At 62.4% G+C, this 23,124-nt stretch carries 24 protein-coding genes and 1 pseudogene; 8 read left to right on the top strand and 17 right to left on the bottom strand.

Annotated elements, in window-relative coordinates; genetic code table 11:
* Nucleotides 1-187 precede the first annotated feature (187 nt).
* The 3 genes from CIT31_RS15045 to CIT31_RS15035 are packed head-to-tail and all read right to left on the bottom strand — an operon-like array spanning nt 188 to nt 951.
* Entirely contained in the window at nt 188-436 is a 249-nt protein-coding gene (locus CIT31_RS15045) for a hypothetical protein (RefSeq protein ID WP_245316247.1), read from the bottom strand.
* Between the two features lie 3 nt (nt 437-439).
* On the bottom strand, nt 440-688 hold the full coding sequence (locus tag CIT31_RS15040) for a hypothetical protein (RefSeq protein ID WP_065011972.1): 249 nt from the start codon (nt 686-688) through the stop codon (nt 440-442).
* On the bottom strand, nt 685-951 hold the full coding sequence (locus CIT31_RS15035) for a hypothetical protein (RefSeq protein WP_095519178.1): 267 nt from the start codon (nt 949-951) through the stop codon (nt 685-687). Before CIT31_RS15035 ends, CIT31_RS15040 begins: the two co-directional genes overlap by 4 nt.
* Before the next feature lie 373 nt (nt 952-1,324).
* Between CIT31_RS15035 and CIT31_RS15030 the strand changes: the two genes are divergently transcribed.
* The 3 genes and pseudogenes from CIT31_RS15030 to CIT31_RS15020 all read left to right on the top strand — a co-directional run bounded on the left by CIT31_RS15030 (nt 1,325) and on the right by CIT31_RS15020 (nt 3,699).
* A complete protein-coding gene (locus CIT31_RS15030) occupies nt 1,325-1,519 on the top strand; it encodes a hypothetical protein (protein ID WP_095519177.1) in 195 nt (64 codons plus the stop codon).
* 118 nt (nt 1,520-1,637) lie between these two features.
* Nucleotides 1,638-1,903 (top strand): annotated as a pseudogene (locus CIT31_RS15025) (DUF1488 family protein).
* 212 nt (nt 1,904-2,115) lie between these two features.
* Nucleotides 2,116-3,699 carry a tetratricopeptide repeat-containing sulfotransferase family protein gene (locus CIT31_RS15020; RefSeq protein WP_245316296.1) on the top strand — a complete coding sequence of 528 codons (1,584 nt, stop codon included), beginning with the start codon at nt 2,116-2,118 and terminating at the stop codon, nt 3,697-3,699.
* A gap of 12 nt (nt 3,700-3,711) precedes the next feature.
* Here the strand turns inward: CIT31_RS15020 and CIT31_RS15015 are convergent, their stop codons facing one another.
* The 8 genes from CIT31_RS15015 to CIT31_RS14980 form a co-directional block, all read right to left on the bottom strand.
* Nucleotides 3,712-4,065, bottom strand: a complete 354-nt coding sequence (locus CIT31_RS15015) for a DUF1428 domain-containing protein (protein WP_095519175.1) — start codon at nt 4,063-4,065, stop codon at nt 3,712-3,714.
* A 10-nt stretch (nt 4,066-4,075) separates the two neighbouring features.
* The gene (locus CIT31_RS15010) at nt 4,076-4,504 is read right to left on the bottom strand and encodes a VOC family protein (protein WP_029350009.1); all 429 of its coding nucleotides are present in this window, start codon (nt 4,502-4,504) and stop codon (nt 4,076-4,078) included.
* A 111-nt stretch (nt 4,505-4,615) separates the two neighbouring features.
* Entirely contained in the window at nt 4,616-4,792 is a 177-nt protein-coding gene (locus CIT31_RS34225) for a hypothetical protein (RefSeq protein WP_165778405.1), read from the bottom strand.
* A gap of 244 nt (nt 4,793-5,036) precedes the next feature.
* A complete protein-coding gene (locus CIT31_RS15000) occupies nt 5,037-5,300 on the bottom strand; it encodes a nuclear transport factor 2-like protein (RefSeq protein WP_245316246.1) in 264 nt (87 codons plus the stop codon).
* A 108-nt stretch (nt 5,301-5,408) separates the two neighbouring features.
* On the bottom strand, nt 5,409-6,938 hold the full coding sequence (locus tag CIT31_RS14995; protein ID WP_095519174.1) for an ABC-F family ATP-binding cassette domain-containing protein: 1,530 nt from the start codon (nt 6,936-6,938) through the stop codon (nt 5,409-5,411).
* A gap of 326 nt (nt 6,939-7,264) precedes the next feature.
* Nucleotides 7,265-7,534 (bottom strand): hypothetical protein, encoded by a 270-nt coding sequence (locus tag CIT31_RS14990; RefSeq protein ID WP_095519173.1) that lies wholly within the window; start codon nt 7,532-7,534, stop codon nt 7,265-7,267.
* 235 nt (nt 7,535-7,769) lie between these two features.
* Nucleotides 7,770-10,919 carry an excinuclease ABC subunit UvrB gene (gene uvrB / locus CIT31_RS14985; RefSeq protein ID WP_095519172.1) on the bottom strand — a complete coding sequence of 1,050 codons (3,150 nt, stop codon included), beginning with the start codon at nt 10,917-10,919 and terminating at the stop codon, nt 7,770-7,772.
* Nucleotides 10,920-11,031: 112 nt separating this feature from the next.
* Nucleotides 11,032-12,282, bottom strand: a complete 1,251-nt coding sequence (locus CIT31_RS14980) for a hypothetical protein (RefSeq protein WP_095519171.1) — start codon at nt 12,280-12,282, stop codon at nt 11,032-11,034.
* Nucleotides 12,283-12,437: 155 nt separating this feature from the next.
* Here CIT31_RS14980 and CIT31_RS14975 point away from each other — a divergent pair, with 155 nt between their 5' ends.
* Together CIT31_RS14975 and CIT31_RS14970 are read left to right on the top strand one after the other, a co-directional pair.
* Nucleotides 12,438-13,478 (top strand): CapA family protein, encoded by a 1,041-nt coding sequence (locus CIT31_RS14975; protein WP_095519170.1) that lies wholly within the window; start codon nt 12,438-12,440, stop codon nt 13,476-13,478.
* Between the two features lie 131 nt (nt 13,479-13,609).
* Nucleotides 13,610-14,578, top strand: coding sequence for a DUF3137 domain-containing protein (locus tag CIT31_RS14970; RefSeq protein WP_095519400.1), 969 nt, complete (start codon nt 13,610-13,612; stop codon nt 14,576-14,578).
* Nucleotides 14,579-14,640: 62 nt separating this feature from the next.
* On the opposite strand, the gene CIT31_RS14965 is transcribed toward CIT31_RS14970, so the two are convergent.
* Nucleotides 14,641-15,150 carry a hypothetical protein gene (locus CIT31_RS14965; protein WP_095519169.1) on the bottom strand — a complete coding sequence of 170 codons (510 nt, stop codon included), beginning with the start codon at nt 15,148-15,150 and terminating at the stop codon, nt 14,641-14,643.
* Between the two features lie 963 nt (nt 15,151-16,113).
* On the opposite strand from CIT31_RS14965, the gene CIT31_RS14960 reads away from it, so the two are divergent.
* Nucleotides 16,114-17,052, top strand: coding sequence for a diacylglycerol/lipid kinase family protein (locus CIT31_RS14960; RefSeq protein WP_095519168.1), 939 nt, complete (start codon nt 16,114-16,116; stop codon nt 17,050-17,052).
* Between the two features lie 188 nt (nt 17,053-17,240).
* Here the strand turns inward: CIT31_RS14960 and CIT31_RS14955 are convergent, their stop codons facing one another.
* The 4 genes from CIT31_RS14955 to CIT31_RS14940 all read right to left on the bottom strand — a co-directional run bounded on the left by CIT31_RS14955 (nt 17,241) and on the right by CIT31_RS14940 (nt 21,646).
* Nucleotides 17,241-18,452, bottom strand: a complete 1,212-nt coding sequence (locus tag CIT31_RS14955; RefSeq protein WP_095519167.1) for a mandelate racemase/muconate lactonizing enzyme family protein — start codon at nt 18,450-18,452, stop codon at nt 17,241-17,243.
* Nucleotides 18,449-20,065 (bottom strand): GMC family oxidoreductase, encoded by a 1,617-nt coding sequence (locus CIT31_RS14950; protein ID WP_095519399.1) that lies wholly within the window; start codon nt 20,063-20,065, stop codon nt 18,449-18,451. Before CIT31_RS14950 ends, CIT31_RS14955 begins: the two co-directional genes overlap by 4 nt.
* Before the next feature lie 162 nt (nt 20,066-20,227).
* The gene (locus CIT31_RS14945) at nt 20,228-20,800 is read right to left on the bottom strand and encodes a GNAT family N-acetyltransferase (RefSeq protein ID WP_206073364.1); all 573 of its coding nucleotides are present in this window, start codon (nt 20,798-20,800) and stop codon (nt 20,228-20,230) included.
* Nucleotides 20,801-21,058: 258 nt separating this feature from the next.
* Nucleotides 21,059-21,646: a YybH family protein gene (locus CIT31_RS14940; protein WP_095519165.1), complete on the bottom strand. Its 588-nt coding sequence runs from the start codon at nt 21,644-21,646 to the stop codon at nt 21,059-21,061.
* 192 nt (nt 21,647-21,838) lie between these two features.
* Between CIT31_RS14940 and CIT31_RS14935 the strand changes: the two genes are divergently transcribed.
* Together CIT31_RS14935 and CIT31_RS14930 are read left to right on the top strand one after the other, a co-directional pair.
* Nucleotides 21,839-22,234: an acyl-CoA thioesterase gene (locus CIT31_RS14935; RefSeq protein WP_091579483.1), complete on the top strand. Its 396-nt coding sequence runs from the start codon at nt 21,839-21,841 to the stop codon at nt 22,232-22,234.
* Nucleotides 22,235-22,395: 161 nt separating this feature from the next.
* Nucleotides 22,396-22,695, top strand: coding sequence for a hypothetical protein (locus tag CIT31_RS14930; RefSeq protein ID WP_245316244.1), 300 nt, complete (start codon nt 22,396-22,398; stop codon nt 22,693-22,695).
* 49 nt (nt 22,696-22,744) lie between these two features.
* On the opposite strand, the gene CIT31_RS14925 is transcribed toward CIT31_RS14930, so the two are convergent.
* Nucleotides 22,745-23,113 carry a winged helix-turn-helix transcriptional regulator gene (locus CIT31_RS14925; protein ID WP_029350030.1) on the bottom strand — a complete coding sequence of 123 codons (369 nt, stop codon included), beginning with the start codon at nt 23,111-23,113 and terminating at the stop codon, nt 22,745-22,747.
* Between the last annotated feature and the right edge of the window lie 11 nt (nt 23,114-23,124).

Genomic DNA, 23,124 nt, shown 5'->3' with positions numbered 1-23,124 from the left:
GGGGAGGAAGCCATCTATCAACCGGACACAGGCAGGTGAGGGTAGCTGGCGCTTCCTGCCTCTACGCCGGCAGCCTCGCTCTATGGCAATGGCGATGAACTCGGCCCTAGCCAATCCTGACCATATGGCTTCGACGTCGTGTGATCTTTGATCCGATCGCGCGGTGGCTGGATGAATGCCGGGCTGCTCATCCGTCCGCCGCTAGCCCTTGGACTTCGGCTTCAAACCGGCTTCCGCCTGTTTGACGGCCGAGCCGAAGGGCGATGCCGGCTTTGCTGCCGCAGTCCTTCTTGGGCTTGCGTGTCTCGCGGTTGCTGCGCTGTTGATCTGATGTGGGCCTAAAGCGCGTCGCGTTGAAAGGATTCAGCCGACGCGCTTTAAGCATTGTTTTATGCATGTCGTTGTCCCAAAACCGCTTCGCACTTTTGGGCGACATGCATTAGGCGCTCGGATTGTCGGCCACTTCGAGATTGTCTTCCGTGGTGACCCGCTCGTAGGTCTCCTCGTCGCTGCGGATGCGGTATTGCGGCGAGCCGTCCTTGACCGGCAGCTTGCTCTTGATTTGGAACAGCTCTGCGGTCTTCTGGACAAGGCCGATGCGGCTCTTCATGCGAACGGTCTGGCCAATCGCGAAAAGATGAGCGGGCGTGTCGGTGCGCGGGCGCGCGTTCTGCTGGAAGCGGATCATGCAGCATTCTCCTGGTCGCGCCTCAGCGCGGTTTCGAGTTCGGCGAGGTCGATGGCGACCAATTGGCTGGTCTGGCTTTTCACCGTCCTTGCCGGCAGATGGATGAAGGTGGCGACACGGCGCCAGGCAAGCCACGACATGCCATCGATAAGTTCCTCATCGTGGTCGATGTCGTAGTCGCCGGCCGGCAATTTTCCTTCCAGGCCGCCGAGCATGAAGGGTGCCTCGAAATGCGCTATGGAATGGGTAGTTCGGCCAGTCATTCTCGTGCCTCGAAGTCTCGTTTCCGGCTTGGATCCGATAGGTGGTGCCCACGTTGCGGCACCGGGACTAAATGTCGTGTGTCCCTGTATCGGCAATTTGGGTATCGGCGATCTGGAATGAGTTTGGCGGGTCGAGAACCTCTGACGCCGCGAGTTGCCAAGCTTGGCCCAAAAAACGATCTCAATCGTTTAATCCGAAATTGCGGTTTATTCAAGAAGATTCCTGCCGGATCGTGATCCATTGACAAAATTCTCTCTCTATAATTATTTGTAGAATGCTTATATGATTCAAGAGCTTTCTGAAAATTTCTGAGACATCTCCGGAACTTTTGTACCGGCATCTATGCTTTATTTCGTTTGAAAGGAAAATTTCATGATCTCTGTGAAAACCCCGAGTGGCGTAACCGTAACAGTCAATTCCATCGTCAAGCCGACCGTCGGGCCTGCGAAAGTCATGTCGGCGCGTCTGACGATACGAAGTGACGAGGCAGCAAGGCGAAAGATCGCCGACACCGACGGCACGGTGCGGCGGGCCAGACAGGTTGCGGAGACCAACCGCCTGATCTGACAGTGCCTACAGCGCCCTTTGCGCGTCCTTTTGGACGCGCAAAGGGCGCTGTACTACTTTGATTTGCACGATCCTTTTTCGAACCTCGGGTTCGGGTCATGCGCTGAGGAGCTTGATCATGACGCTGAATTTTCCCAACCGCAGCCGCTCCTATGACGCGGCGGCCAAGCGCATTCGTTTCGTCGGCCATGACGGCATGTTCGAAGTGCCGTTCTTTGTGGAGATTGCAGCGCTTCGGCGGCAAGTCCGGCCACCAGTGGAGCGGAAGCCGAGTATCTCAGCGCCTTCGATGCGGAGCGTTCGTCGATCCAGGATGTTGCGCGCGAAGCCTATTCGCACGGTCGCAAGAACATGTATGTGCTGACCCAGGCCGATTTCCGGTAAGCTGGCCTGCGAACCCTTGAACCTGCCGCGCCGATGGCCTAGATCGCGGCAGGCGGACAAAACACGGCAGGTTTCCCATCAACAGAGATCCGAGAAGACCGGCAGGCGCGGGCGCCAATTTCGGCTCAGGCGGACAGCCGCCGCTAGGGCTCGACCAGCGCGTGCAGCAGGCGCTGCAACTGCATCAGGCCGGCCGCCGGCAAGAAGCCGAGATGCTCTATCGGCAGGTGCTGGCGCAAAAGGCCGATCACGCAGCGGCGGCGCATTTCCTCGGGCTTCTGCTGCACCAGACCGGGCGCAGCGCCGAAGGACTCGACCTCCTCGAACACTCGGTGCGCCTGCAACCCAAGAATCCAGATTTCCTCAACAACCTCGGCACGGTGATGCGCGACCTCGGCCGTGTCGGTGCAGCCGTCGATTTCTTCCGTGGCGCGGTGGCGCTGCGGCCGGACCAGCTCGCGGCGCGCGACAATCTCGGCTCCTCGCTTAAGCAGCTCGGACAGTTCGAGGGCGCGGAGGAGATTTATCGCGGCACCATCGGTCGCAACCCGTTCCATGTCCGCGCCCGCATTGGGCTTGCCGAAACGCTGCAGGAGGCTGGGCGGCTCGACGAGGCGCTTGCCGTCTTCCGCGAAGCACTGGCAATTCGGCCGAAGGACGCCGATTTGCTGCACGGACTGGGCGTCGGGCTGATGGAGAAGGGCAGCCTCGGAGAGGCGGCGGAGCATTTCCGGCAGGCGCTGGCGGTCGATCCCGGCATGGCCAGGGCCTGGCTGATGCTCACCCAAGTCAAGCGCCAGCAGGAGCGCGACGCCGAGCTTGCCGGGATGGAGGCGCAGCACGCCAAGGCGCCGGAAGGCAGCCTGGCGCGCATGCAGCTTTCCTTCGGCCTCGGCAAGGCCAATGACGATTTGAAGGATTATGGCCGTGCCTTCGATTATTTCGCCGAAGGCAATGCGATCCGCCGCACGGGCATCGACTACGATGCGGCCAAGACACGCGCCGAATTCGAGGCGATGAAGGCGGTGTTCGACAAGCCCTTCTTCGACAAGCACAGACCGAGTGGGATCGCCGACGATACGCCGATCTTCGTGGTCGGCATGCCGCGCTCCGGCAGCACGCTGGTCGAGCAGATCATCGCCAGCCATCCGCAGGTCTATGGCGCCGGTGAGCTCGGCATATTGAAGACGGCGCTCGGCAAGCAGTTTCCGCCTGCTATGAAGGGCGGCTTTCCCTGGGGCATCGCCGACATGCCCGACAAGGCCTATGCCGAGGCAGGCCAGGCCTATCTAGACCTGCTGCACGCCCGCTATCCGGGTTTCCGGCACATCACCGACAAGATGCTCGGCAATTTCCTTTTGGTAGGCTTCATCCATCTGATGCTGCCCAAGGCCAAGATCATTCATTGCGTGCGCGATGCGGCGGCGACATGCCTGTCGATCTACAAGGTGCATTTCCGCGGCGACAGCCACCGCTACGGCTACGACCTCGGCGAGCTCGCCGATTTCCACAATCTCTACACCGATATGATGGCGCATTGGCGCACCGTTCTGCCTGATGTCGTGCATGATGTCCGTTACGAAGATTTCGTCGCCGACCAGGAAGGGCAGACGCGGGCGCTCATCGCCCATCTCGGCCTGCCATGGGACGATGCGGTGCTGTCGTTCCACGAGACCGACCGGCCGGTGCGCACGGCGTCGGCGGCGCAGGTGCGCCAGCCGATGTACCAGGGCTCGGTCGATCTGTGGAAACGCTATGGCGACCGGCTCAAGCCGCTGCTCGACCGCCTAGCGTAATGCGTTGCCGGCCTACAACTCGATGAACGGCTGAAAGCCGCCGAAGATCATGCGCTTGCCGTCGAATGGCATCGTCGACAAGTCGCCGTTCAGGCGCGGATCGGCCATCACTTTGGCCATCACCGCATCGCGGCTCTGCCGCGATTCATAGACGACCCAGGAGAAGACGACGATCTCGTCGTCCTTGGCCTGCACGGCGCGCGGGAACGAAGTGAGCTCGCCATAGGGCACGTCGTCGCCGATGCATTCGACATAGGCGAGCGCCCCATGCTCCATCCAGACAGTGCCGCCCATCTGAGCCATTTTCTTGTAAGAATCGAGATTTGCCTTGGGTACCGCGAGAACGAAACCATCGACATAGGACATCGTGCTTCTCCTATGCCTTCTTCACCGGCGCGTTCATCGCCCACTCGACACCGAACGGGTCGCGCATATTGCCCCACTGGTCACCCCAGAACATCACCTGGAGCGGCATGACGACCTCGCAGCCGGCATCGACGGCCCGCTTCCACCAGGCGTCGATGTCGTCGCTGCCGAGATGCAGCTGCATTGTGAAGCCTTGCGGCTTCACCGCGGACATTCCGTGCTCGGGATAGAAATCGGAAATCATCAAGGTCGAACCGTTGATGTGGAGATGGATGTGCATCGTCCGGCCCTGCTCGTCCGGCGGGTAGAAGAAGACCTGCTCGGCGCCGAACGCCTTCTGATAGAATTCTGAAGCCTTGAAGGCGCCGTCCAGCTGAAGGTAGGGCGTCAACCCGCCGAGGACTTTGGCTGCGGGCTGGGTTTGGGGCTGATCGTTCATCTCTTGCTCCTCTCTGGTTGGGCATTGCGAACCACAGGACGAAGGGGGCAGCGGCGATCCTACATGGCCGATGCGTTTTTTTAATGCCGACCGTGCGACGGTCGGCCCTTGTCAAGGAGCCAGGCCAATCCGCGGGCTGTTCTGTGCGTCGATGACGATTTCCGGCCAGCCGATGTCCTTGCGCAGTTCGATGGGCAACGAAAGGAGGGCGCGCTCGCTGAGGTAGCGGGCGCGAGCCGCCGAGTAACGGGTCGCGATGCGACCTACGGATGACAGTATAGACATCATGCTTTCTCCTCGATTGGTGCCGGCATTACCGTGTCGGCATCCCGAGGACGTGCCGCGCGGCCATGATCCGACAGATCGCGGAGAATTTTCTGTCGCAGGGCCTCATTCAGTCGGGATACGTCTCAGATGACGGATGCGGCCAGAGCGGTGTCGTAATACTCCATCATCTCGATGATTTTGCCGTCGTGTAGCGTCTAGAAATCGGCGGTGCGCATGACAAACTCCTCGCCGGTGGTTCGGCGTGTCATGTGGATCTCGACCTGCGCCGCAACCTTGTTGCCGCCGTCGATGATCTCGACCGGATGAAGCGCCGGTATTCGAAATCGTCGTCCAGGGCCAAAAGCCGGGCAAGAAACTCCTGCTTACCTTTGGCCACCCCGGCATAGCGCGACTGCGCCGGTTCGGCGACCCAGCGGAAGACAATATCATCGGCGCAGTCGACCAGCGCGCCCTCGATGTCACATTTTGCATAGGTATCATACAGGTTCTTGACGACAGTCCGCGCCACATGACCGTTTTCCTCCCTCGGTTTTGCGAGACCTCGCCTTTTTCGGCTCGCGGGGAAGCGTGGGCCGGCAGCACCTTGAATGCCGGCCCGGCAGATGCGTGGCTTTCCTCAGCCATTCCCCTCAGCCACCGATCGAAAGAAATCCTCCGGGCTGTCGATCTCGGTCAGCCGCCGCTTCTCGATCAGCCAGAAGCGGTTGCCGATCGCCCTGATGAAGGAGCGGTCGTGCGAGGCCAGCACACAGCTTGCCTGATGGGCCAGCAGTTCCGTTTCCAGTGCTTCCTGGCCGTCGATGTCGAGATGGTTGGTCGGCTCGTCGAGCAGATAAAAATTGGGATTGGCGAGCCTGAGCGCCAGCATCATCAGCCGCGCCTTCTGCCCGCCCGACAGGACGCCGATACTGCGCTCCTGCATGTCGATGCTGACGCCTGCACCCGCCAGCAGCGAGCGTGCGCGCTGCTCGCCGACATCGAAGCTGCGCGAGAGCATCGCCAGCGGCGTGTGTTCGGCGCTGATGCCCGACAGCGCCTGGTCGCTGTAGCCGAGCACCGTCGACGGCGTCACCTTTACGCCTTGCACTGCCGTCTCCGGCTCGATGATGGCATTTCTGATCAGGCTGATCAGCCGCGACTTGCCGACACCATTGCGGCCGAGCAGGACGATGCGGTCGCCCTGGCAGATATGGCGCTTGCCGGTCCTGAACAGCGGCGTTCGGTCAGGCGTTTCAACCGCCAGGTCGTCGAGCGTGATCAGCACCTTGGCATGGGTGCCGCGATTGGCGAGCTTTATCGCGCCCGCCGATTTTTCGCGGTGCGCCGGTGCTGCGACCTCCTCGAGGCGTTGGGCGCGCTGGTTGAGCTGCTTGGTCTTGACCGTCAGCAGGTCGCTGCCCGAATTGATGCCGATGTTGTTAAGCTTGGCCGCCTGCCGGCGCAATTGCTGCGCCACCTTCATGTCACGCTGGAATTTGCGCTCGGTCGAGGCGTCGACTTCGCTCAACGCATCGCGTGCCTTGGAATAGGGCAGCGAGAACACTGGCGATTGTTCTGGGCGCAGGAACAGCGTCCGGTTGGTCGTTGCGTCGAGGAAGGCCCGGTCGTGGCTGGCGATCACCACCGGCACTTCGCGCGGCAGCGTGTTCAGCCAGGTCTCGAGTTGGCTGATCTTGGCGAGGTCGAGATGGTTGGTCGGCTCGTCGAGAAGCAGGACGTCCGGATCGGTGACCCAGACGCGGGCGATCAGCGCCAGCCTTTGCCAGCCGCCGCTCAATGCCCGCATCGGCCGCTCGCGCATCGGCTGCGGTATGTCGAGTGAATCGAGAACCACGTCGACGCGCCATTGCTCGCTTTCAGCCTGCTCGGCCGGCAAGGCGTCGGCCACCACCCGCTGAAAGCCGTGCTCGGCCAATGCTGCGGGAACGGCTTGCTCGACATAGCCGACGCGCAGGCCGCGCGTGCGGGTGATGTCGCCTGATGTCGGCTCCATTTCGCCGGTCAGGCACTTCAGCAAAGTGGACTTGCCGCGCCCGTTGGCAGCAACGATGCCGAGGCGGTCGCCGGTGCCGATGGTGAGATCAAGATTGCAAAAGAGCGGCGCTCTCATGGTGACGCCGAGGGATTTTAGGCTGATCAGGGCCATCTTGGTTTCTCTGGTCTGCCCGGAGGGAGGTTCCGGTTCGATGCACTTTGACTGTGCGCTGGCCGGCCATCAGGCTCGGCGTTGCAGCACCACGAAGGGCAGACCAAAAATCGAAGCGGGAAAAAGCCCGGACCGTCCCTGGTCAGCCCTGCAAGCAAGCTCGCAGGGCAGGGACAGGGCCGCGCTGACGGTGGTGGTCGAAATTCACGCAGCCCTCCTTTCAAGACGTTGAGTGTGGAAACTGCTACACCAAGGGCGGGGCGGATGGCAAGGGGCGTGTTCGGATGGTCGCGCCCAGTTGATTTCAACAACGGTGGTTGCGCTTTCTAGACGCCTTTGGTCACCCAAGTCTCACGAATTCGATGATTAGTGTTGCTTAGGCCAATTTCGCCTTCGCTGGTGGAATTGTCGCCAGCAAAATAGGCAATCCCGAGTGCCGCTCGCTGGCCGTCGTAGAGCCCAATTTCTTGCATCACAGCAGAAGCTTCGTGCCACGGCAGCGGTTCGTTCTGAATGAGAGCTGGTGCGCAGCGAAGCATTGGCTGCTTTAGTGGATGATCAGGTCCCAGCGACCATTCCTCGACAAGCTCAAGCATTCTTCCCTTCGAAACTGCCTGCCCAACTGGGGGACGACATAGCTCATGGAGCAAAAGGCTGCGTTGAGTGGATCGACCATCCTCGCGCGATTATAGCCGAAGCAGAACTTGCATCTGCATATGGAAAGCGAGCGTCGATCGACAGTTCAAATAAGGGTTCAGTGGAACTGTCTTGAAGTAGCATCAGATCAGGTCTCATGGAACACGGGCGCACTAAGCGCTCGGCTGCAGAACTCTACCGCCCCGGCCGGCCGGTCTTGCCGGGCCGGCGCTTTTCACGGCGGGCGTCGGCTGGATCTTCGTAGGAGCCGATGCCGGCACGTTCGCGCTTGACTGGCTTGTCACCCTCAACAGGTTTTTCAGTCCGCCGCACCGTCATCTCGTCCAGCGAGTTCTTCTTGAACAGCGGCTTGGTCGGCTCGCCGGGGATGCCGAAATCGGAACCGTGCGCCTCCTCGGCCGACTGTTTCTTGAACAGCGAGCGCGATACCGCGCCAGCGGGGGTCGGCATGTCGGTGCCCGGGCCCATGGCGTCGAGCGAAGGCTTTGCGAAGAGCGGCTTCTTGACCGGCACGGCGCCGTCGGCGCCCATCTGGTCGAGATGCGGCTTGCGGAAGAGACTCTTGCCGTCATTGTCGACCGTGCGGTGGATGGCGCGGCCCTTGTTGTGCTTGCCCTTTTCGCGGCCCGAGACCGGGCTTTCCATGTCGGCATATTTGGCCAGCGGATCGTCGGAGATGGACAGCTCCATCTCGCGCAGCCGCTTGATCTCGTCGCGGATGCGGGCCGCCTTCTCGAAGTCGAGGTTGGCGGCGGCGTCACGCATCTGCTTGTCCATCGCGTCGAGATGGGCCTTCAGATTGTTGCCCATCATCGCGCCGGCGCTATCGGTGAACTGCGAGATGTCGGCGCGGACGTGGTCCTTTTCGTAGACCGAGTCCAGGATGTCGGAGATGCGGGACTTAACCGATTCCGGGGTGATCCCGTTGCCCGCGTTCCACTCCATCTGCTTCTCGCGACGGCGGTTGGTCTCGGCCATCGCTCGTTCCATCGAGCCGGTGACTTGGTCGGCGTAGAGGATGACCTTGCCGTCGACATTGCGCGCGGCACGGCCGATGGTCTGGATCAGCGACGTTTCGGAGCGCAGGAAGCCCTCCTTGTCTGCATCGAGAATGGCAACGAAGCCGCATTCGGGGATGTCGAGGCCTTCGCGCAAAAGGTTGATGCCGACCAGCACGTCGAAGGCGCCGAGACGCAGGTCGCGCAGGATCTCGATGCGCTCCAGCGTGTCGATGTCGGAGTGCATGTAGCGGACGCGAATGCCCTGCTCGTGCAAATATTCGGTCAGGTCCTCGGCCATGCGCTTGGTCAGCACGGTGACCAGCGTGCGGTAGCCGGCCTTGGTGGTCTCGCGGATTTCGCCGACGACATCGTCGACCTGGGTCTTGGCCGGGCGCACCTCGACCGGCGGATCGATCAGGCCGGTCGGGCGGATGACCTGTTCGGCAAAGACGCCGCCGGACTGCTCCATCTCCCAGCCGCCGGGCGTCGCCGAAACCGCGACGGAAAGCGGGCGCATGGCGTCCCATTCCTCGAAGCGCAGCGGCCGGTTGTCCATGCAGGACGGCAGACGGAAACCGTATTCGGCCAGCGTCGCCTTGCGGCGGAAGTCGCCGCGATACATGCCGCCGATCTGCGGCACGGTGACATGGCTTTCGTCGATGAAAACCAGCGCATTGTCGGGGATGTATTCGAACAGAGTCGGCGGCGGATCGCCGGGCTGACGGCCGGTGAGATAGCGCGAATAGTTCTCGATGCCGGCACAGGAGCCGGTGGCTTCCAGCATCTCGAGGTCGAAGCGGGTGCGCTGCTCCAGCCGCTGCGCCTCAAGCAGGCGGCCGGCCCGTTCGAGTTCGACCAACCGGTGCTTGAGCTCTTCCTTGATCGACTTGATGGCCTGGTTCAACGTCGGGCGCGGCGTGACATAGTGCGAATTGGCGTAGATCTTGACGCTCTTCAGCTCGCCGGTGCTCTGGCCAGTCAGCGGGTCGAACTCGGTGATCGCCTCGATCTCGTCGCCGAACAGCGAGATGCGCCAGGCGCGGTCCTCAAGGTGGGCCGGAAAGATCTCGATCGTGTCGCCGCGCACGCGGAACGAGCCGCGCACGAAATTGATATCCTGGCGCTTGTACTGCTGGGCGACGAGGTCGGCGAGCAGTGCGCGCTGGTCGAGCCGGTCGCCGATCTGCATCTGGAAGGTCATCGCCGTGTATGTCTCGACCGAGCCGATACCGTAGATGCAGGACACCGAGGCGACGATGATGACATCGTCGCGCTCCAGCAGCGAGCGCGTCGCCGAGTGGCGCATGCGGTCGATCTGCTCGTTGATCGAGGATTCCTTCTCGATGAAGGTATCCGTGCGCGGGACGTAAGCTTCCGGCTGGTAGTAGTCGTAGTAGGAGACGAAGTACTCGACGGCGTTTTCCGGGAAGAATTTCTTGAACTCGGAATAGAGCTGCGCAGCCAGCGTCTTGTTGGGGGCAAGGATCAAAGCAGGGCGCTGCGTCTCCTCGATCACCTTGGCCATGGTGAAAGTTTTTCCCGAGCCGGTGACGCCGAGCAGCACCTGGGTGCGGTCGTTGTCGTTGACGCCTTCGACAAGGTCCTTGATCGCCGTCGGCTGGTCGCCGGCCGGCTCGAAATCCGACACCATCTTGATGGCGATGCCGCCTTCGGATTTTTCGGGTCGGGCCGGGCGGTGTGGCGTCCACAGCACGCCATCCTTGTGCAAGGGGTTGCCGGATTCGATTAGCGCCGAGAGCGCCGCCACCGTGGCGGTGACGCCGCCGGAGGCCATGGTCTCGGCCTCCTCGAGCGAAACATCGAGGCCGGCGACAGGGTTGAGGCCGGCCGCGGCGCGTTCTCTGGCCGAAGCCGCGCCGCCCATCGAGGTGCCGCGTGCCGTGCGGCCGGGGGAGGAGGAGCGTTCGGGGATCTTTTTTTGCTTGGCGCCTTCCCTCCCCCTTGAGGGGAGGGTGGCGGCGGAGCCGCCGGGTAGGGTCGGTGCGGCAGCGCTCGGCGACCCCTCATGTTGAGCGCTTCCTTTGCCGACCCCCTTTGTCGCCTTCGGCGACATCTCCCCCTCAAGAGGGGAGACTTGGCGCCCTTCCTTCTCGGCCTCCTGCTCGATCTGCTCGGCCCAATCGGCGATCGAGCCGGTCAGCGGCGCGCCGGAAAGCTCGGCCTGCGGCGCCTCGGCAAAACCGCCCTTGTGGAGCGGCTCCGACGCATCGAGAAAATCGGTCAGCGGACTGCGCCGCTTGGGCGGCGAAGCGCGATCGTCACGCGCCGGCGACGGCGTGTTTTTATCAGGAAGTTTGGCCATGTCCCAAATATGGGAGGTATCGGCCAAAATGGAAAGAGCGGAGTGGCGAGGGGCGCGAGACGAAACCAAGCTGCTGACACAAGGGTGTCAGGAGTGATGTCAAAACGCGCCCTCAGTTGAACCACAGCGCAAATGTCAAAAATCCGGCGCCGCCAAACTGGCGCTGGATGTGGTCGAACTCCTCGCTGGTGAGGATCTTTCCGCTCTCGAGATAGGGCGCGATGGCCGGTCCGGTGATCGACAGCACCAAGTCGAAGGGCTTTGGTTCGTCGAAGAAGCGCTTCATATTGATGCCTTTGTCGGCGAAGCGGAAATGCGGCAGCAAGGTGCGGCCGTCGAGCAGGTCCTCAGCCAAATCAAGCGCGGCGTGCCAGGCCTGGACCTGCTCCTCGCCGACCTCCAGGCCGGTGAGGGGGCTGGCGCCTTTCTGTTGCGGGCCGGGCAGCCATTCACGGTCGTTGTCGGTCTCGGCGCGGATCGCCTTCCAGTCTTCGCGCGACAGCCGGATCATCTCAATGAGATGGCGGCGTGCCGCCTGCCGGCGCTCCGGTTCGACGACCGGCCAGTTGACCAGATGAACCAGCGAGATGAAGTCGGCGATGCGCCATTCGGACGACAACATGCCGCCGCTCATGCCGCCGTCCGGCGGAACGAGCGTGTCCTGCAGCGGCAGTTTGGCGCGCGGAAACAGCATGTGGAACGAACCGTCGAAGGCGTTCCTGAAATCATGCGCCAGCCAGAAATCGGCCTGCGCCATCAGGAATTCGGCATAGCCCTGCAGCCAATAGCCGTCGGCTCGGTCGAAGCGAAAGGTGAGGGCGGGTGCGGCCGGGTCTGGCGCACCGCCGCGTGACAGGGATGCCATGATCGCGGCGGCACTTTCGTCCGGCGCGATCTGGCCATCCTCGTTGAGATCGATGCCGAGACGGGTGAGGTCGACCTCCATGCCGATGCCGGCATCGGCAGGCACGGAGCCAAGCGTGGCGGCGGACTTTTCCAGCCGATCGCGGAAGGCGACCAGGATGGCGCGGAAGCCGTCGTAGGTCAGCGGCTCGGGATTGGGATTGTCTGGGACCGGCAGCCGCATCAGCGGCAGTATGAATGATTGCGGGCTTTCGAAACCGTGGCGGTGCAGGCCGCCGGCCAGGATCTCCAGCGCGGTGAAGAATTGGCTGGCGCCGCCGGCGTAAGCCGACGCGGGATCAGTGGGCGCGGCGGCTTCCAGCGCAGTAAGCGTGCTGTCGCGGTCCGCTACGGTTTTTGCCTCGAACAGGGCGGCCGGTTCGGGGGCTGCGGCCCCGGCGGAAGAAACCGGCAGCAGCAGAATAAGGGCGGATGCCAGCAAACTCGAAAATCGCGTCATCTTGGTCCTCCGGTATGCCGTTCGGCGGCAACCATATACGCATCTTGTGTGTTACGCCTACTGCGGGGCATCTGGCAGCACGATTCCGAACGGAGGCGCTTCGCTATATCGTACGCATCGTCTACCGTGGCCGTTCATCCCGGTGCAGGCTGCGCGTGTCGAACTATCCGTTTTCCTACAAATTGTCTTGGCTGCCACGCTTCTTGAAGCCCTCGCTCAGCGGCGATCAACAAGGCTTTGCGCCGGCAGCCGCAGCGACGATGATGCCGCCGCCGGCGCGGACGGTGCGGCTCGCTTTCGTCGGCGATATCTCGGCGGTGGCCAATCGCAGAGCGCCGCAATGCGACCCGGCGATCGCCATGTTGCTCGGCTCCGCCGATCTGGTGATCGGCAATTGCGAAAGCCCGGTGGTGGAGCGGCCGAGCGCGACGACGGGAACGAAGCTTGGCACCCATCATGCCATGACCGAGCGGTTTCTCGCCGAGGCGCTGGAGGCCGCCGGCATCTCGCGCGAGAAGCTGGTTTTGTCGCTCGCCAACAACCATGTGCTCGACCAAGGCGTCGAGGGTTTCGACGAGACCGTGGCGGCGCTGACCCGTCTCGGCATCCGCAGCATCGGTACCGCCGCCGGCGGTCCGGTCGAGCGCCTTGCGATCGGACCGCTGACAATTGGCTTTGCCGCCTTCACGCTGTGGCGCAATGCCGGCGCGGCTGCGTTCGCGGGCCGTGTGTCGATGCAAGCCGACCCGGCACGATGGCCGCGCGGCGCCGCCGTCGACCTCACCTGTGCCGTGCCACATTGGGATTGGGAATTCCGGCATTTTCCACAGGCCGCCACGCGGGCATTGGCACGGCATTTGGCCGCGCAAGGCGTCGGGTTGATCGCTGGCCATCATGCCCATGTCGTGCAGCCGGTGGAGCGGATCGGCAAAGCGCTCGTCGCCTATGGGCTCGGCGATTTTCTAGGCACCGCCTTTGCGCGCCAGCCGTGGCCCGGCCGCATCGGGGGCATCCTGACCGCCGATATCAGCGCTGACGCCGGCACGCGTGGCGCCATTGCCGCCTACCGGCTGCATCCCTTCATGCGGCTGCGCGCCGGCGACCATGAGCGGCTGGTTCCCGTTGAGGCGCTGGAGGGCGCATTAAGGCAAAAGGTTACGGCCCGTTTCGTTGCGGTTTTTGGTAACGGGAATTGATAGCCATAGTTGACTGGTGCTCGGATGAATCGTGTGGCCTCACCACCATCCCAACGCTGTAGTCGCGCGACTTTCGGCAAAATCGGCTATTGTCCGAGCTGGGTGTTCGGTCTTTCGACGGTGGGATGGCGATGGAAGCAGCGGATTTCATGCCTGATGAAGCTGACATCGCCGGCATCAAAAGGAATCTCGAGGCCTATGAGGTCGGAAGGGCTGCAGCCTACCGGCAAGTCCGCTGGCGGGTGCCGCTGTTCATCTCCCTGCTGCTGGTATTCGTGGCGCTGGTGGCCTGGCTTTTCAACACGGTCGCCGATCCATACGAGCGATGGTTCTCGACGCCGCATGTGCTGCTCTATGTCGTCGGGTTCGTGGCGGCGATCCTGCTCTATTTCCAGGCGATCAAGCCGGCGAGCACCTTGCAGCAGTCGTTCCGCAAAACGCTGCTGCCGATCATCTTCGGTTTCATTGAGGATATGCGGTACCAGCATGAGGTAACGCCGAATTCGTTCGACCGGCTGCCGCGCGAGACGATCGGCACTTTTAACAGCAAGCGCTTCGACGACATCGTATCCGGCCGCTACGAGGGATTTCCGTTCGAGCTTTACGAAGCCGATCTCCGGCAAGGCACGGGCAAGAGCGGCACGATAGCATTCAAGGGGATCGTCGTCGCCTTCGAGACCATCGTGCCGTTCCCCGGCATATTGGTGGCCGCCCGCCGGACTGACGTGGCCGTCGGGTTCTTCCGCGGCATGTTCGCCAGCAAGATGCAGGAATTATCATGCGGCGTGCCCGAGCTCGATGCCGCCTACGACTTCCGCACCGACAATGTTGAGGCGGCGCAGCCGCTGGTGAGTGGCCGCCTGGCGCGGGCGCTGACATGGCTCAGCGAGACCTGGCCTGATGATCCGGCGCGGGTTGCGCTCAATGGCGGCGACGGTTTTCTACTGTTGCCGCAGACGAAGGACTTCTTCGACCTGCCTAAATCGGTGCCGCTAGACTACGCCAAGCATGTCGCGCCGATGATATCAGACATGGGCGCGATGCTGGCAACGGCGGCGCTGGTGCGCAAGATCGGCGCAAAGGACGAGGCGGCGGGTTAGCCGCTGACGTTCAGCCATGGTCGGCTGCGATCAAGGCGCTGAGCGGCATCGCCTGAGGGCGCTTACAAACCGTTCGGCATTTTCGCCGCCAGCCAGTTCGCCGACCGCTTGGCCATTCCGAGGGTCGCGGATGCGGCGCGGCCAAGGTCGGTTTTGACCAAGGCGTAACCGTTCTTCGTGCGATACAGCACCGAGCGTCCGCCATCGACCGCGGCTTCAAAGGCGACCGGCCTGGCAACCTCTGTTTCCGTGGCTGTTGCCTGCGACCCGACAGCAACGCTGGGCCGACGGCTCAATTCGGACGGGAGTGGGTCGGTGGCGGTCTGCGCTGCCGCCGCCAACTCAGGCGTCGAGCCCGTCGCGGCAAGCCGCGACGAGGTCTGCGTCGTGCGGCAGATGCCGGACACGAGTGGGTAGTTGAAATTGCGCGCATGCGACATCTGGCTTTTCATCGCTGCTTCGCAATCGGCGATGGTCGACCACTTGGCCGGCGTCTCGCCGATATACTCGCAAAGCCTGGCATCGCAGTCGCAGCCGATGATGGTCATGGCGACAAGGGTGGTCTTAATCACGGTCTTGTCCCTTCGAATTGCCTTGGCGAGTGCTACAAGGACGTGCGGCGCTGGTGCGTTCACCAATCGCCGTAGATCAAGGCGGGATTTGGCCGCGATTGTGGAATGTGCGTGGCGAAGTACAAGGGAAGGTCTCAGGAGTTCCGCCTGTGGCCGAACTTCATCAGAAGTCGCAGACGTTCTCAAGCGTGGCGCCTGCCTTCATCAGTGCCGGCAGAACGGAGTGCAGCTCGATTGCGCCTGGTGATGAAGATCGTGCCCTCGGCACCGCAGATCGCGCTCGGCCAAGGTGTCCGGCGTACGCTGAAGCCGCGCCAACAACATCGCGGGGATGGCCATGAAAGACAGTCGGCGCCGGGATTTCTCCCAGCGCCTCCCTGTCAGATCAGGACACGGTCGCGGCAGCAACTTCCGTAAAGACGTCGCGCCATGCCGGCCTTGATGTTGACGGTCCTGCCAGCCACCGCCCGAGGGCAGCGTCCGTTCGGGACCTCGCCAGTCTCCACCCTTGCGAGCTTCGTCCAGCGCGCCATCGAAGGTTTTTGCCGTCCTTCATGGCAGCATCGGTCCGCCGTAGGCGTTCGCACGCTTTCCGCGGCCCCGTAGGTCTCGGCATCCCTCGTCAAAACAGGCAAGCCTGCTTTCATTCAGGGGCCGTACGGGCCTCAGGAAATCCGCCGTTTCGCTTTGTCTTTCGACTTGGCAATCGGTAGCCGCCTGAGATGGGTTTAATGTACGCCGAGTGAGCGTTTGGCGAAACAGCCGCGAGCCTGTGGATAGCGGGATTATCGGGGACTGAGCTCGGCGGCCGAGCGTTTTTTCGAGGGGGGTCGGGACACGCCCAATCTGCGGCGAGCAGCATGATCAAACATTCGGCTCTTGCCCCACATCGCGGCGCGGGCTTCAATGCCGGCAAAGGATTTTAGGACACCAGTGTCGCTGCGATCCTTTGGGAGGGCGTTCTTGAAGGTCGGGGTGGTTCTCAATCCGATTGCCGGTGGCAGCCGGCTCAAACGGCATTGGCCGGAGGTCAGTGCTTCGCTCAGGAAACATTTCGGCGATTTCGAGCTGCGCGAAACGCAGGCGACCGGCGACGCCGAACGGCTGGCGCTCGTCCTTGCAGCCAGCGGCTTCGACCTGGTGATCGCGGCGGGCGGCGACGGCACCGCCAGCGAAGTGGCCGACGGGCTGCTGCAGGCGTTTGCGGAAAGCGGCCGGACGGCCGAACTCGGCCTGCTGCCTTGCGGCGCCGGCATCGATTTCGCCCGCGGGCTCGGCCTATCTGGCGAGGTCGACCTGACATTGAAGCGCATCGCCGATGCCAAGGCCCACAACGTCGATGCCGGCCGCATCTCCTATGTCGACGACCATGGCGCGCTGGCCAGCCGCCATTTCATCAACATCGCCAGCCTCGGGCTTTCAGGCGCCACCGACCGCGCGGTCAACGCCGACAAGCGCAAGGGCAAGGTGTCGGCCAAGGCGCTGTTCTACTGGCGCACCGTGTGGGAATTCATGCGCTACCGGTTCCAGGACGTTGTGATCACCGTCGATGACGGCGTCCCGGTCGAGGCGCGCGTGGCGCTGGTGGCGGTGGCCAACGGAAAATTCTTCGGCGGCGGCATGATGATCGCGCCGGATGCCGAACTGGACGACGGTGAATTCGACATCGTCATCTTGCGTGCGGCCGGCAAGCTGAAACTGATCTGGGACATCCGTCTGCTCTATGGCGGACGGCACCGCAACCATCCGGCAATCACCATTTTGCGTGGCAAGAAAGTGGTTGTCGAACCGCTCGGTGATGCGCAAAAGAACGCCGCGCTGCTCGACGTAGACGGCGAATCCCCCGGGCGCATACCGGCGACCTTCGAGATCCTACCCGGCGCGCTGACGCTCAGATATTGAATCAAGGTGTTGAGACTTTGATTCAGCTCGTTTCGATTGTGATTCTGGCGATCCGGCCAATATGCTGGAATCGCTTCACAATCCGCCTGTCAGGTCTCGCTCTTGGCAGGAAAAGCCCGGCGTTCTTGCGTGTAAATACTCTTCACCCGTTTGCGCGGCAAACTGGTGACGACGTTTCTAAAGACAGCTCACGGCATCAACGGCGTCTGCATCATCTGCAGATGCAGGTCCTTGCCGGTCCAGGGATGCGCCTCGCAGACGGCTTCGTCGAGTTCGACGCCAAGGCCTGGTTCCGCCGACGGAATGACGTTGCCGTCCTGCCATTCGATCTTTTTCTTCAGCAGCTTTTCGTGAAAGCCGTCCCACTGCTTCAGCGATTCCAGAATGAGGAAGTTGGGCAAGGTCACGGCAAGCTGGATGTTGGCCGCACCGACGATCGGCCCGCAATAGCAGTGCGGTGCGATTTGGATGTGGTAGACCTCGGCCATGGCGGCGATCTTCTTGGTTTCGAGAATGCCGCCGGAGCGGCCGAGATCCGGCTGCAAAATGGTCGCAGCACGGTTCTCGATGACCCGGGCGAATTCGAACTTGGTCGTCAGCCGCTCGCCGGTGGCGATCGGGATAGGCGTGCCGCGCGCCACCTGAGCCATCACTTCCGGCATATCGGGCGGCACCGGCTCCTCGAACCACAGCGGATCATAGGGCTCAATGGCGCGGGCCATGCGCAGCGCGCCCGACGCGGTGAACTGGCCATGCGTGCCGAACAGGATGTCGGCCCTGGTGCCGACCGCCTCGCGGATCGCCTTGATCATGCGGGCGGAGAGGTCGATATCGACGAGACGCGGCTGGTGACCGTCAAACGCAGTGTAGGGGCCGGCCGGGTCGAGCTTGACGGCAGTGAAGCCCTGCTCGACATATTCGAGCGCGCATTCGGCCGCCATATCGGGATCGTTGTAGACGTTCTTGCCGCGCGCATCCTCCGAGTGGACGCTGCCGCTGTGTGGGTAGAGGTAAGTATAGGAACGCAGCGTTTCGTGCACCTGCCCGCCGAGCAGCTTGTAGACCGGCTTGCCGGCCTCCTTGCCGATAATGTCCCAGCAGGCGATTTCGAGCGCCGAAAAACAGCCCATCCCGGACACGTCGGGGCGCTGGGTGAAGCCGGACGAATAGGCACGGCGGAAGAAGTTTTCGATGTCGTGCGGATCGCGGCCGATGAGGTAGCGCTCGGCCATGTCCTCGATCATTCTTGCGGTGACGTGGGCGGAGAAGGTGGCGTTGTAGGCCTCGCCATAGCCGACGACGCCGCCGTCGGTGGTGAGCTTGACGAAGATGAAATACTTGCCGCCGATGCCGGGCGGCGGATTGCCGACAACCCAGGTCTTTACGTCGGTGATTTTCATTTTTGATCCTCCAGAACCAGTTCGGCACCCTTCCATCCGGTCACGATCGAGGCGGCGTTGGTGTTGCCGGTGATGTTATCGGGAAAGATCGAGGCATCGATGACGCGCAAGCCGGCGAGGCCGTGAACCCGCAGGCGCGGGCCGACGACGGCGCGCGCAGCGTCCGGTCCCATGCGACATGTCGAGACCGGGTGGTAGACAGTGCCGGAGCGTTTCCTGAAATCCTGAATGAGATCCGCGTCGGACTTGATTGATGGGCCCGGCAAAACCTCTTCCTCGATGATGTCGGCCATCGCCGGCATGGCGGCGATCTTCCGGACGAACTTCACCGCCGCCAGCATTTCGGCGACGTCCGCTTCGGTCGAGAAGGCATTGGCGACGATCTTCGGATAGTCACGCGGATTGCTGGAGCGGATCATGATCTCGCCACGGCTCGATGGACGGCAGTTGGACAGGCCGATGGAAAAGCCCGGCCACGGGTCGGGCGTCAGGATCGGACGCTCGCCGCTCTTCGGGATGACGGTCGAGAATGCCTGGAAATAAAGCTGCATGTTGGGCCGTGAAAGCGCCGGGTCGGTGCGGAAGAAGCCGCCGGCATTGTTCATCGACAGCGACAGCGGGCCCGAGCGCAAAAGGACATATTGCATGCCGACCATGAGCTTGCCCCACCACGGCCGCAGGATCTGGTTGAGTGTCGGCAGCCTGCCCCGATACGTGTAGTTGATGCCGACATGGTCCTGCAGGTTCGCGCCGACATTCTCATTGGCGTGAATGACGGGAATACCGAGCGCTCCAAGGAGCGCCGAGGGACCGATGCCGGAAAGCTGCAGCAATTGAGGCGAGTTGATCGAGCCGCCCGACAGAATGACTTCGCGACCGGCGCGGGCAGTCTTCGTCTCACCGTTCTGCAGGTACTCAATGCCAACGGCACGCTTGCCCTCAAAAAGGATTCTGGTCGCCAGCGCATTCATCTCGACGCGGACGTTTTTGCGCTTCATCGCCGGGCGCAGGAAGGCGCGGGCGGCCGACATGCGGCGGCCGTTCCTGGTGGTGATCTGGTAGATGCCGACGCCTTCCTGAACGGCACCGTTGAAATCGCGATTGAGTGGCAGGCCGGCTTGCTGACCGGCCGCCAGGTAGCGGTTGGTTAGCGGATGGACGGCGGTCGAGCAGTCGGTGATGTGCAGTGGGCCGCCGATGCCGCGCCATTGGTCGGCGCCGGCCTCATTGTCCTCCAGCGCCTTGAAGGCCGGCAGCAGATCGTCGTAGCTCCAGCCGGGATTGCCGGCATCTCGCCAGGCATCGAAATCCTCGCGCGCGCCTCTGATCCAGACCATCGCGTTGATCGAGCTCGAGCCGCCGAGCAGCTTGCCGCGCGGCCAGTGATCGGTGTTGTTGTCGAGCCCGGGATCCGGGTCGGTCTTGTAGTTCCAGTTGACCGCTGGGTCGAAGAAGGTCTTGCCGTAGCCAAGCGGCATCTGCACGTAGAAGCGCCGATCGGTGCCGCCGGCCTCGAGCACCAGCACCGAGAAGCGGCCGGAGGCGGAAAGCCGTTCGGCGAGGACCGAGCCGGCCGAGCCGGAGCCGACGACGATGAAATCATAAGTCTGCATGGTGGCTGCGGCCGGCTCCGAATTTTCGCTCAACCTAGACGCCGCAAGCCGCCGCGATCACCGGAGCTTCCGGCACGCTCTGTGAAAAAAGCGACCGGTACTTCGCTGCATTCGGTGTCTTGCCCGAAGCGGCCCTTGCCTCGTGGACAAGCGGTCGGAGTATCATACGCCATCATCAGGATTTTGCTTGAAATCATAACGCATGATCGGGCGGGCTGGCACCCTGCGAGCGACGACCCTGAACCCGGCGCGAGCGAAGGTGGAGGCGTATCCACTGCCGGAAGCACTCGGCGATACATCGGCATCAAAAGGATAGGCCTCAAGCGCATGGGCATTTGCGCGCCTTGCAGCTTGCAGCGCCGCTGCGATCAGGTGGGACGTGACGCCCTGCCGGCGGTATCTTTTTCGCACGTAGAGGCAGGACAAGGACCAGACCGGCGCATCATCCACTCGCCTGAGCTGCCACAGCCGATCGAGCCAGGGCACGGCATCTCGCGGTGTCACCTGGCACCATCCGACAGCAGTATTGCCGTCGAGAGCAAGCACGTCTGGAGGCGGACCAAGCTCGACGGCTTGCCGGAACGCGGCCTTGTTTTCCTCACCTGGTCGCTTTCGATAAGCACTGCCGATACGCCCGTACATACACCAACATCGACTGCAGACGGCGCTCTCATCGAACAGGTCCTCGAGCGCGGACCATAGATCGGGCGTCAGACGGCATGAGGTAAGTTTCATGTCAGCCTTCCTCAACTCACTCTGCTCAGTCTAGTACCTGCTGGCGCGGTGACGCATCAGCGCCACGACGAGATCGGGAGAAGATCGATATCGAGGGGATTTGGCGCATGGTGCACTACGCGGATGGTCGGCCGATCGCGGAAAAGCATGCATTCCCTTCGGATCAGCGGGCGCACGGGTGGAAAGGCCCTCAAGTCCTGTTGCTTTAGGCGTGAAGAACGACATCAAAATCCCCTGTCCAACGTCGTTCCGGCGACGCTATGGGGTCAAGCCCAAGACTGCTGTCCTGCTCCGCATGTCGACGGGGAGGGAAACGTGCTCGTGCGTGATCGTCCATCTGTCTCCAGCTCGACGAAATGCATTGCTCACGCGCACCCAGTAGTCGACTTTCGCGCCGGTTTTCAGGATGCCACGCGCTCGGATAAGCATCCAGGCGGCGGCAACCGCATCGCCGGCCGCAACATCCAGTTGGCCAAGCTCCTGGCCAATCGGACCAGACCAGCGGGGAAACCAATCCAGGAACCGCTCGCGAAGGGCGTTGGAACCCACATACCGAAGCGGCGGTACGAGGTCGAAATAGACTATGTCGTTGGAGTAAAGGGACATAAGCCACTCGATGTCTTTGGCGCCCATGGCAGCCGATCGACTCTCCAGCAGTTCCCTAATCGCGGCTTCCACGCCTGGCATCGTCTCCTCCAATCTCTGCATTTCGCCCGCTTGCCGGGCATCAGGCTGTTCCTCCCACGTTGTCATCAAGGTAACCACCGTTGGTGCTTCCCGACAACCAGCGTTCACCACTTGAACAATCACGGAAATCATCATGGCGCGCGGCGACGCGAGAAACATGCATGGCGACGCCACAAGCGCCGAGACCTCCCGCACTCGGCCTCACCCGCTACTCGATCATCGGCAACGGAACGGCTCAATTGAGCCCTTAGTCGAATTTCAAACTGCGACATTGCCGGCTGGTGGCGCGTTGACGCATCATCGCCATCCCGATACGGGATCGGGACGATCGATCTCGAAGGGATTTGGCGCATGGTGCATTATGCGGATGGACGGCCGATCGGCGATCTGACGCTCAGGACGCTTGCCATGCCCTCGGACGCCAATGCGGCGGGCGACATCTTCGGCGGCTGGGTGATGGCGCAGATGGATCTGGCCTGCGGCATCCGCGCCGCCGAGCGCGCCAAGGGCCGAGTGGTGACGGCAGCGGTGAAGGAAATGTCGTTCGCCAAGCCGATGAAGATCGGCGACACGCTGTGCATCTATACGCATGTCGAGCGCGTCGGCCGCACCTCGATGACTCTCAAGGTCGAGGCCTGGGCGCAGCGCTACCTCTCCGACCTGATGGAGAAGGTCACCCATGCCGATTTCGTCATGGTGGCGCTGGACGGCGAAGGCAAGCCGAAGGCCGTTCCTGCCGAAAGCTGACCGGCTGGATGTCGTCGGCTTAAAGTCGAACGGCAACGCCGCTTCCAGCCTCTCGCAAGGAGATGGGAGCAGCGATGCTGTGTGATGCTTTTTATATTCGCGTTCGCACATTTTCGTGACCATGTCCGGCAGGACATGGGGACAAGACAATGCGTCAACGATTGCTGAACGACGCATTGGTGGGCGCGCTTGCGGCCTTGTTCTGCCTGCTGGCCGCAACCGCCTATACCGAGGTCAAACACGACGAGGCCGAAGCCAGCTGCGCCTCGGAAAACTACACCCTCAATCGGCAAGCGAGCAGGTGCGAAATCTGCGTTGCAACGACGTGCCACACCGGCGCGATGAGCGTGAGCAATTGCGGCAAAGGGGCGGCCTGCGCCATCGAAGCAAGGTGTCAATCGGGGACGAAATCGAAACGGACCGAAAGCCCACTGCGGGCCGGACTGCCGATGCAGCCGTAGAAATCGTATAAGCTACACGCCGCGCACAAACCCTTGCAGCGCAAGAGTTTCAGGCGTGAATCCCATCGAACCTCGCCCGCGCCGCCTTGACCCGCTCGGTGTTCTTGCGCGCCCATTCGCCGAGCGCACCGACCGGCACAAGAAGCTCGTAGCCAAGATCGGTCAGCTCATAGTCGACGCGCGGCGGAATGGTCGGAAACACGGTGCGGGTGACGAAGCCGTCGCGCTCAAGCCCGCGCAATGTGGTGGTCAGCATCTTCTGCGAAATGCCGCCGACGGCGCTGCGCAATTCGTTGAAGCGCAGCGGCCCGTCACCGAGCTTACCGACGACGAGTACGGTCCATTTGTCGCCGACGCGCTGCAGGATTTCCGAGATGGCGCGGCAGTCCTCAGTGCGGTGCGGGTGCCTTGGTAACAAAAAGGTGCCTC

Origin of the sequence: Mesorhizobium wenxiniae, from assembly GCF_002284535.1 — a bacterium.
Classification (GTDB): Bacteria; Pseudomonadota; Alphaproteobacteria; order Rhizobiales; family Rhizobiaceae; genus Mesorhizobium; species Mesorhizobium wenxiniae.
This window is presented reverse-complemented; position numbering and strand designations above follow the sequence as displayed.

Excerpts from the sequence above, each read along its gene's own strand:
- CIT31_RS15045 (WP_245316247.1), bottom strand. The coding sequence starts at position 436 with ATGTCGCCCAAAAGTGCGAAGCGGTTTTGGGACAACGACATGCATAAA.
- CIT31_RS15040 (WP_065011972.1), bottom strand. The coding sequence starts at position 688 with ATGATCCGCTTCCAGCAGAACGCGCGCCCGCGCACCGACACGCCCGCT.
- CIT31_RS15035 (WP_095519178.1), bottom strand. The coding sequence starts at position 951 with ATGACTGGCCGAACTACCCATTCCATAGCGCATTTCGAGGCACCCTTC.
- CIT31_RS15030 (WP_095519177.1), top strand. The coding sequence starts at position 1,325 with ATGATCTCTGTGAAAACCCCGAGTGGCGTAACCGTAACAGTCAATTCC.
- CIT31_RS15020 (WP_245316296.1), top strand. The coding sequence starts at position 2,116 with ATGCTCTATCGGCAGGTGCTGGCGCAAAAGGCCGATCACGCAGCGGCG.
- CIT31_RS15015 (WP_095519175.1), bottom strand. The coding sequence starts at position 4,065 with ATGTCCTATGTCGATGGTTTCGTTCTCGCGGTACCCAAGGCAAATCTC.
- CIT31_RS15010 (WP_029350009.1), bottom strand. The coding sequence starts at position 4,504 with ATGAACGATCAGCCCCAAACCCAGCCCGCAGCCAAAGTCCTCGGCGGG.
- CIT31_RS34225 (WP_165778405.1), bottom strand. The coding sequence starts at position 4,792 with ATGATGTCTATACTGTCATCCGTAGGTCGCATCGCGACCCGTTACTCG.
- CIT31_RS14995 (WP_095519174.1), bottom strand. The coding sequence starts at position 6,938 with ATGGCCCTGATCAGCCTAAAATCCCTCGGCGTCACCATGAGAGCGCCG.
- CIT31_RS14990 (WP_095519173.1), bottom strand. The coding sequence starts at position 7,534 with ATGCTTGAGCTTGTCGAGGAATGGTCGCTGGGACCTGATCATCCACTA.
- uvrB (WP_095519172.1), bottom strand. The coding sequence starts at position 10,919 with ATGGCCAAACTTCCTGATAAAAACACGCCGTCGCCGGCGCGTGACGAT.
- CIT31_RS14980 (WP_095519171.1), bottom strand. The coding sequence starts at position 12,282 with ATGACGCGATTTTCGAGTTTGCTGGCATCCGCCCTTATTCTGCTGCTG.
- CIT31_RS14970 (WP_095519400.1), top strand. The coding sequence starts at position 13,610 with ATGGAAGCAGCGGATTTCATGCCTGATGAAGCTGACATCGCCGGCATC.
- CIT31_RS14955 (WP_095519167.1), bottom strand. The coding sequence starts at position 18,452 with ATGAAAATCACCGACGTAAAGACCTGGGTTGTCGGCAATCCGCCGCCC.
- CIT31_RS14950 (WP_095519399.1), bottom strand. The coding sequence starts at position 20,065 with ATGCAGACTTATGATTTCATCGTCGTCGGCTCCGGCTCGGCCGGCTCG.
- CIT31_RS14945 (WP_206073364.1), bottom strand. The coding sequence starts at position 20,800 with ATGAAACTTACCTCATGCCGTCTGACGCCCGATCTATGGTCCGCGCTC.
- CIT31_RS14940 (WP_095519165.1), bottom strand. The coding sequence starts at position 21,646 with ATGTTTCTCGCGTCGCCGCGCGCCATGATGATTTCCGTGATTGTTCAA.
- CIT31_RS14935 (WP_091579483.1), top strand. The coding sequence starts at position 21,839 with ATGGTGCATTATGCGGATGGACGGCCGATCGGCGATCTGACGCTCAGG.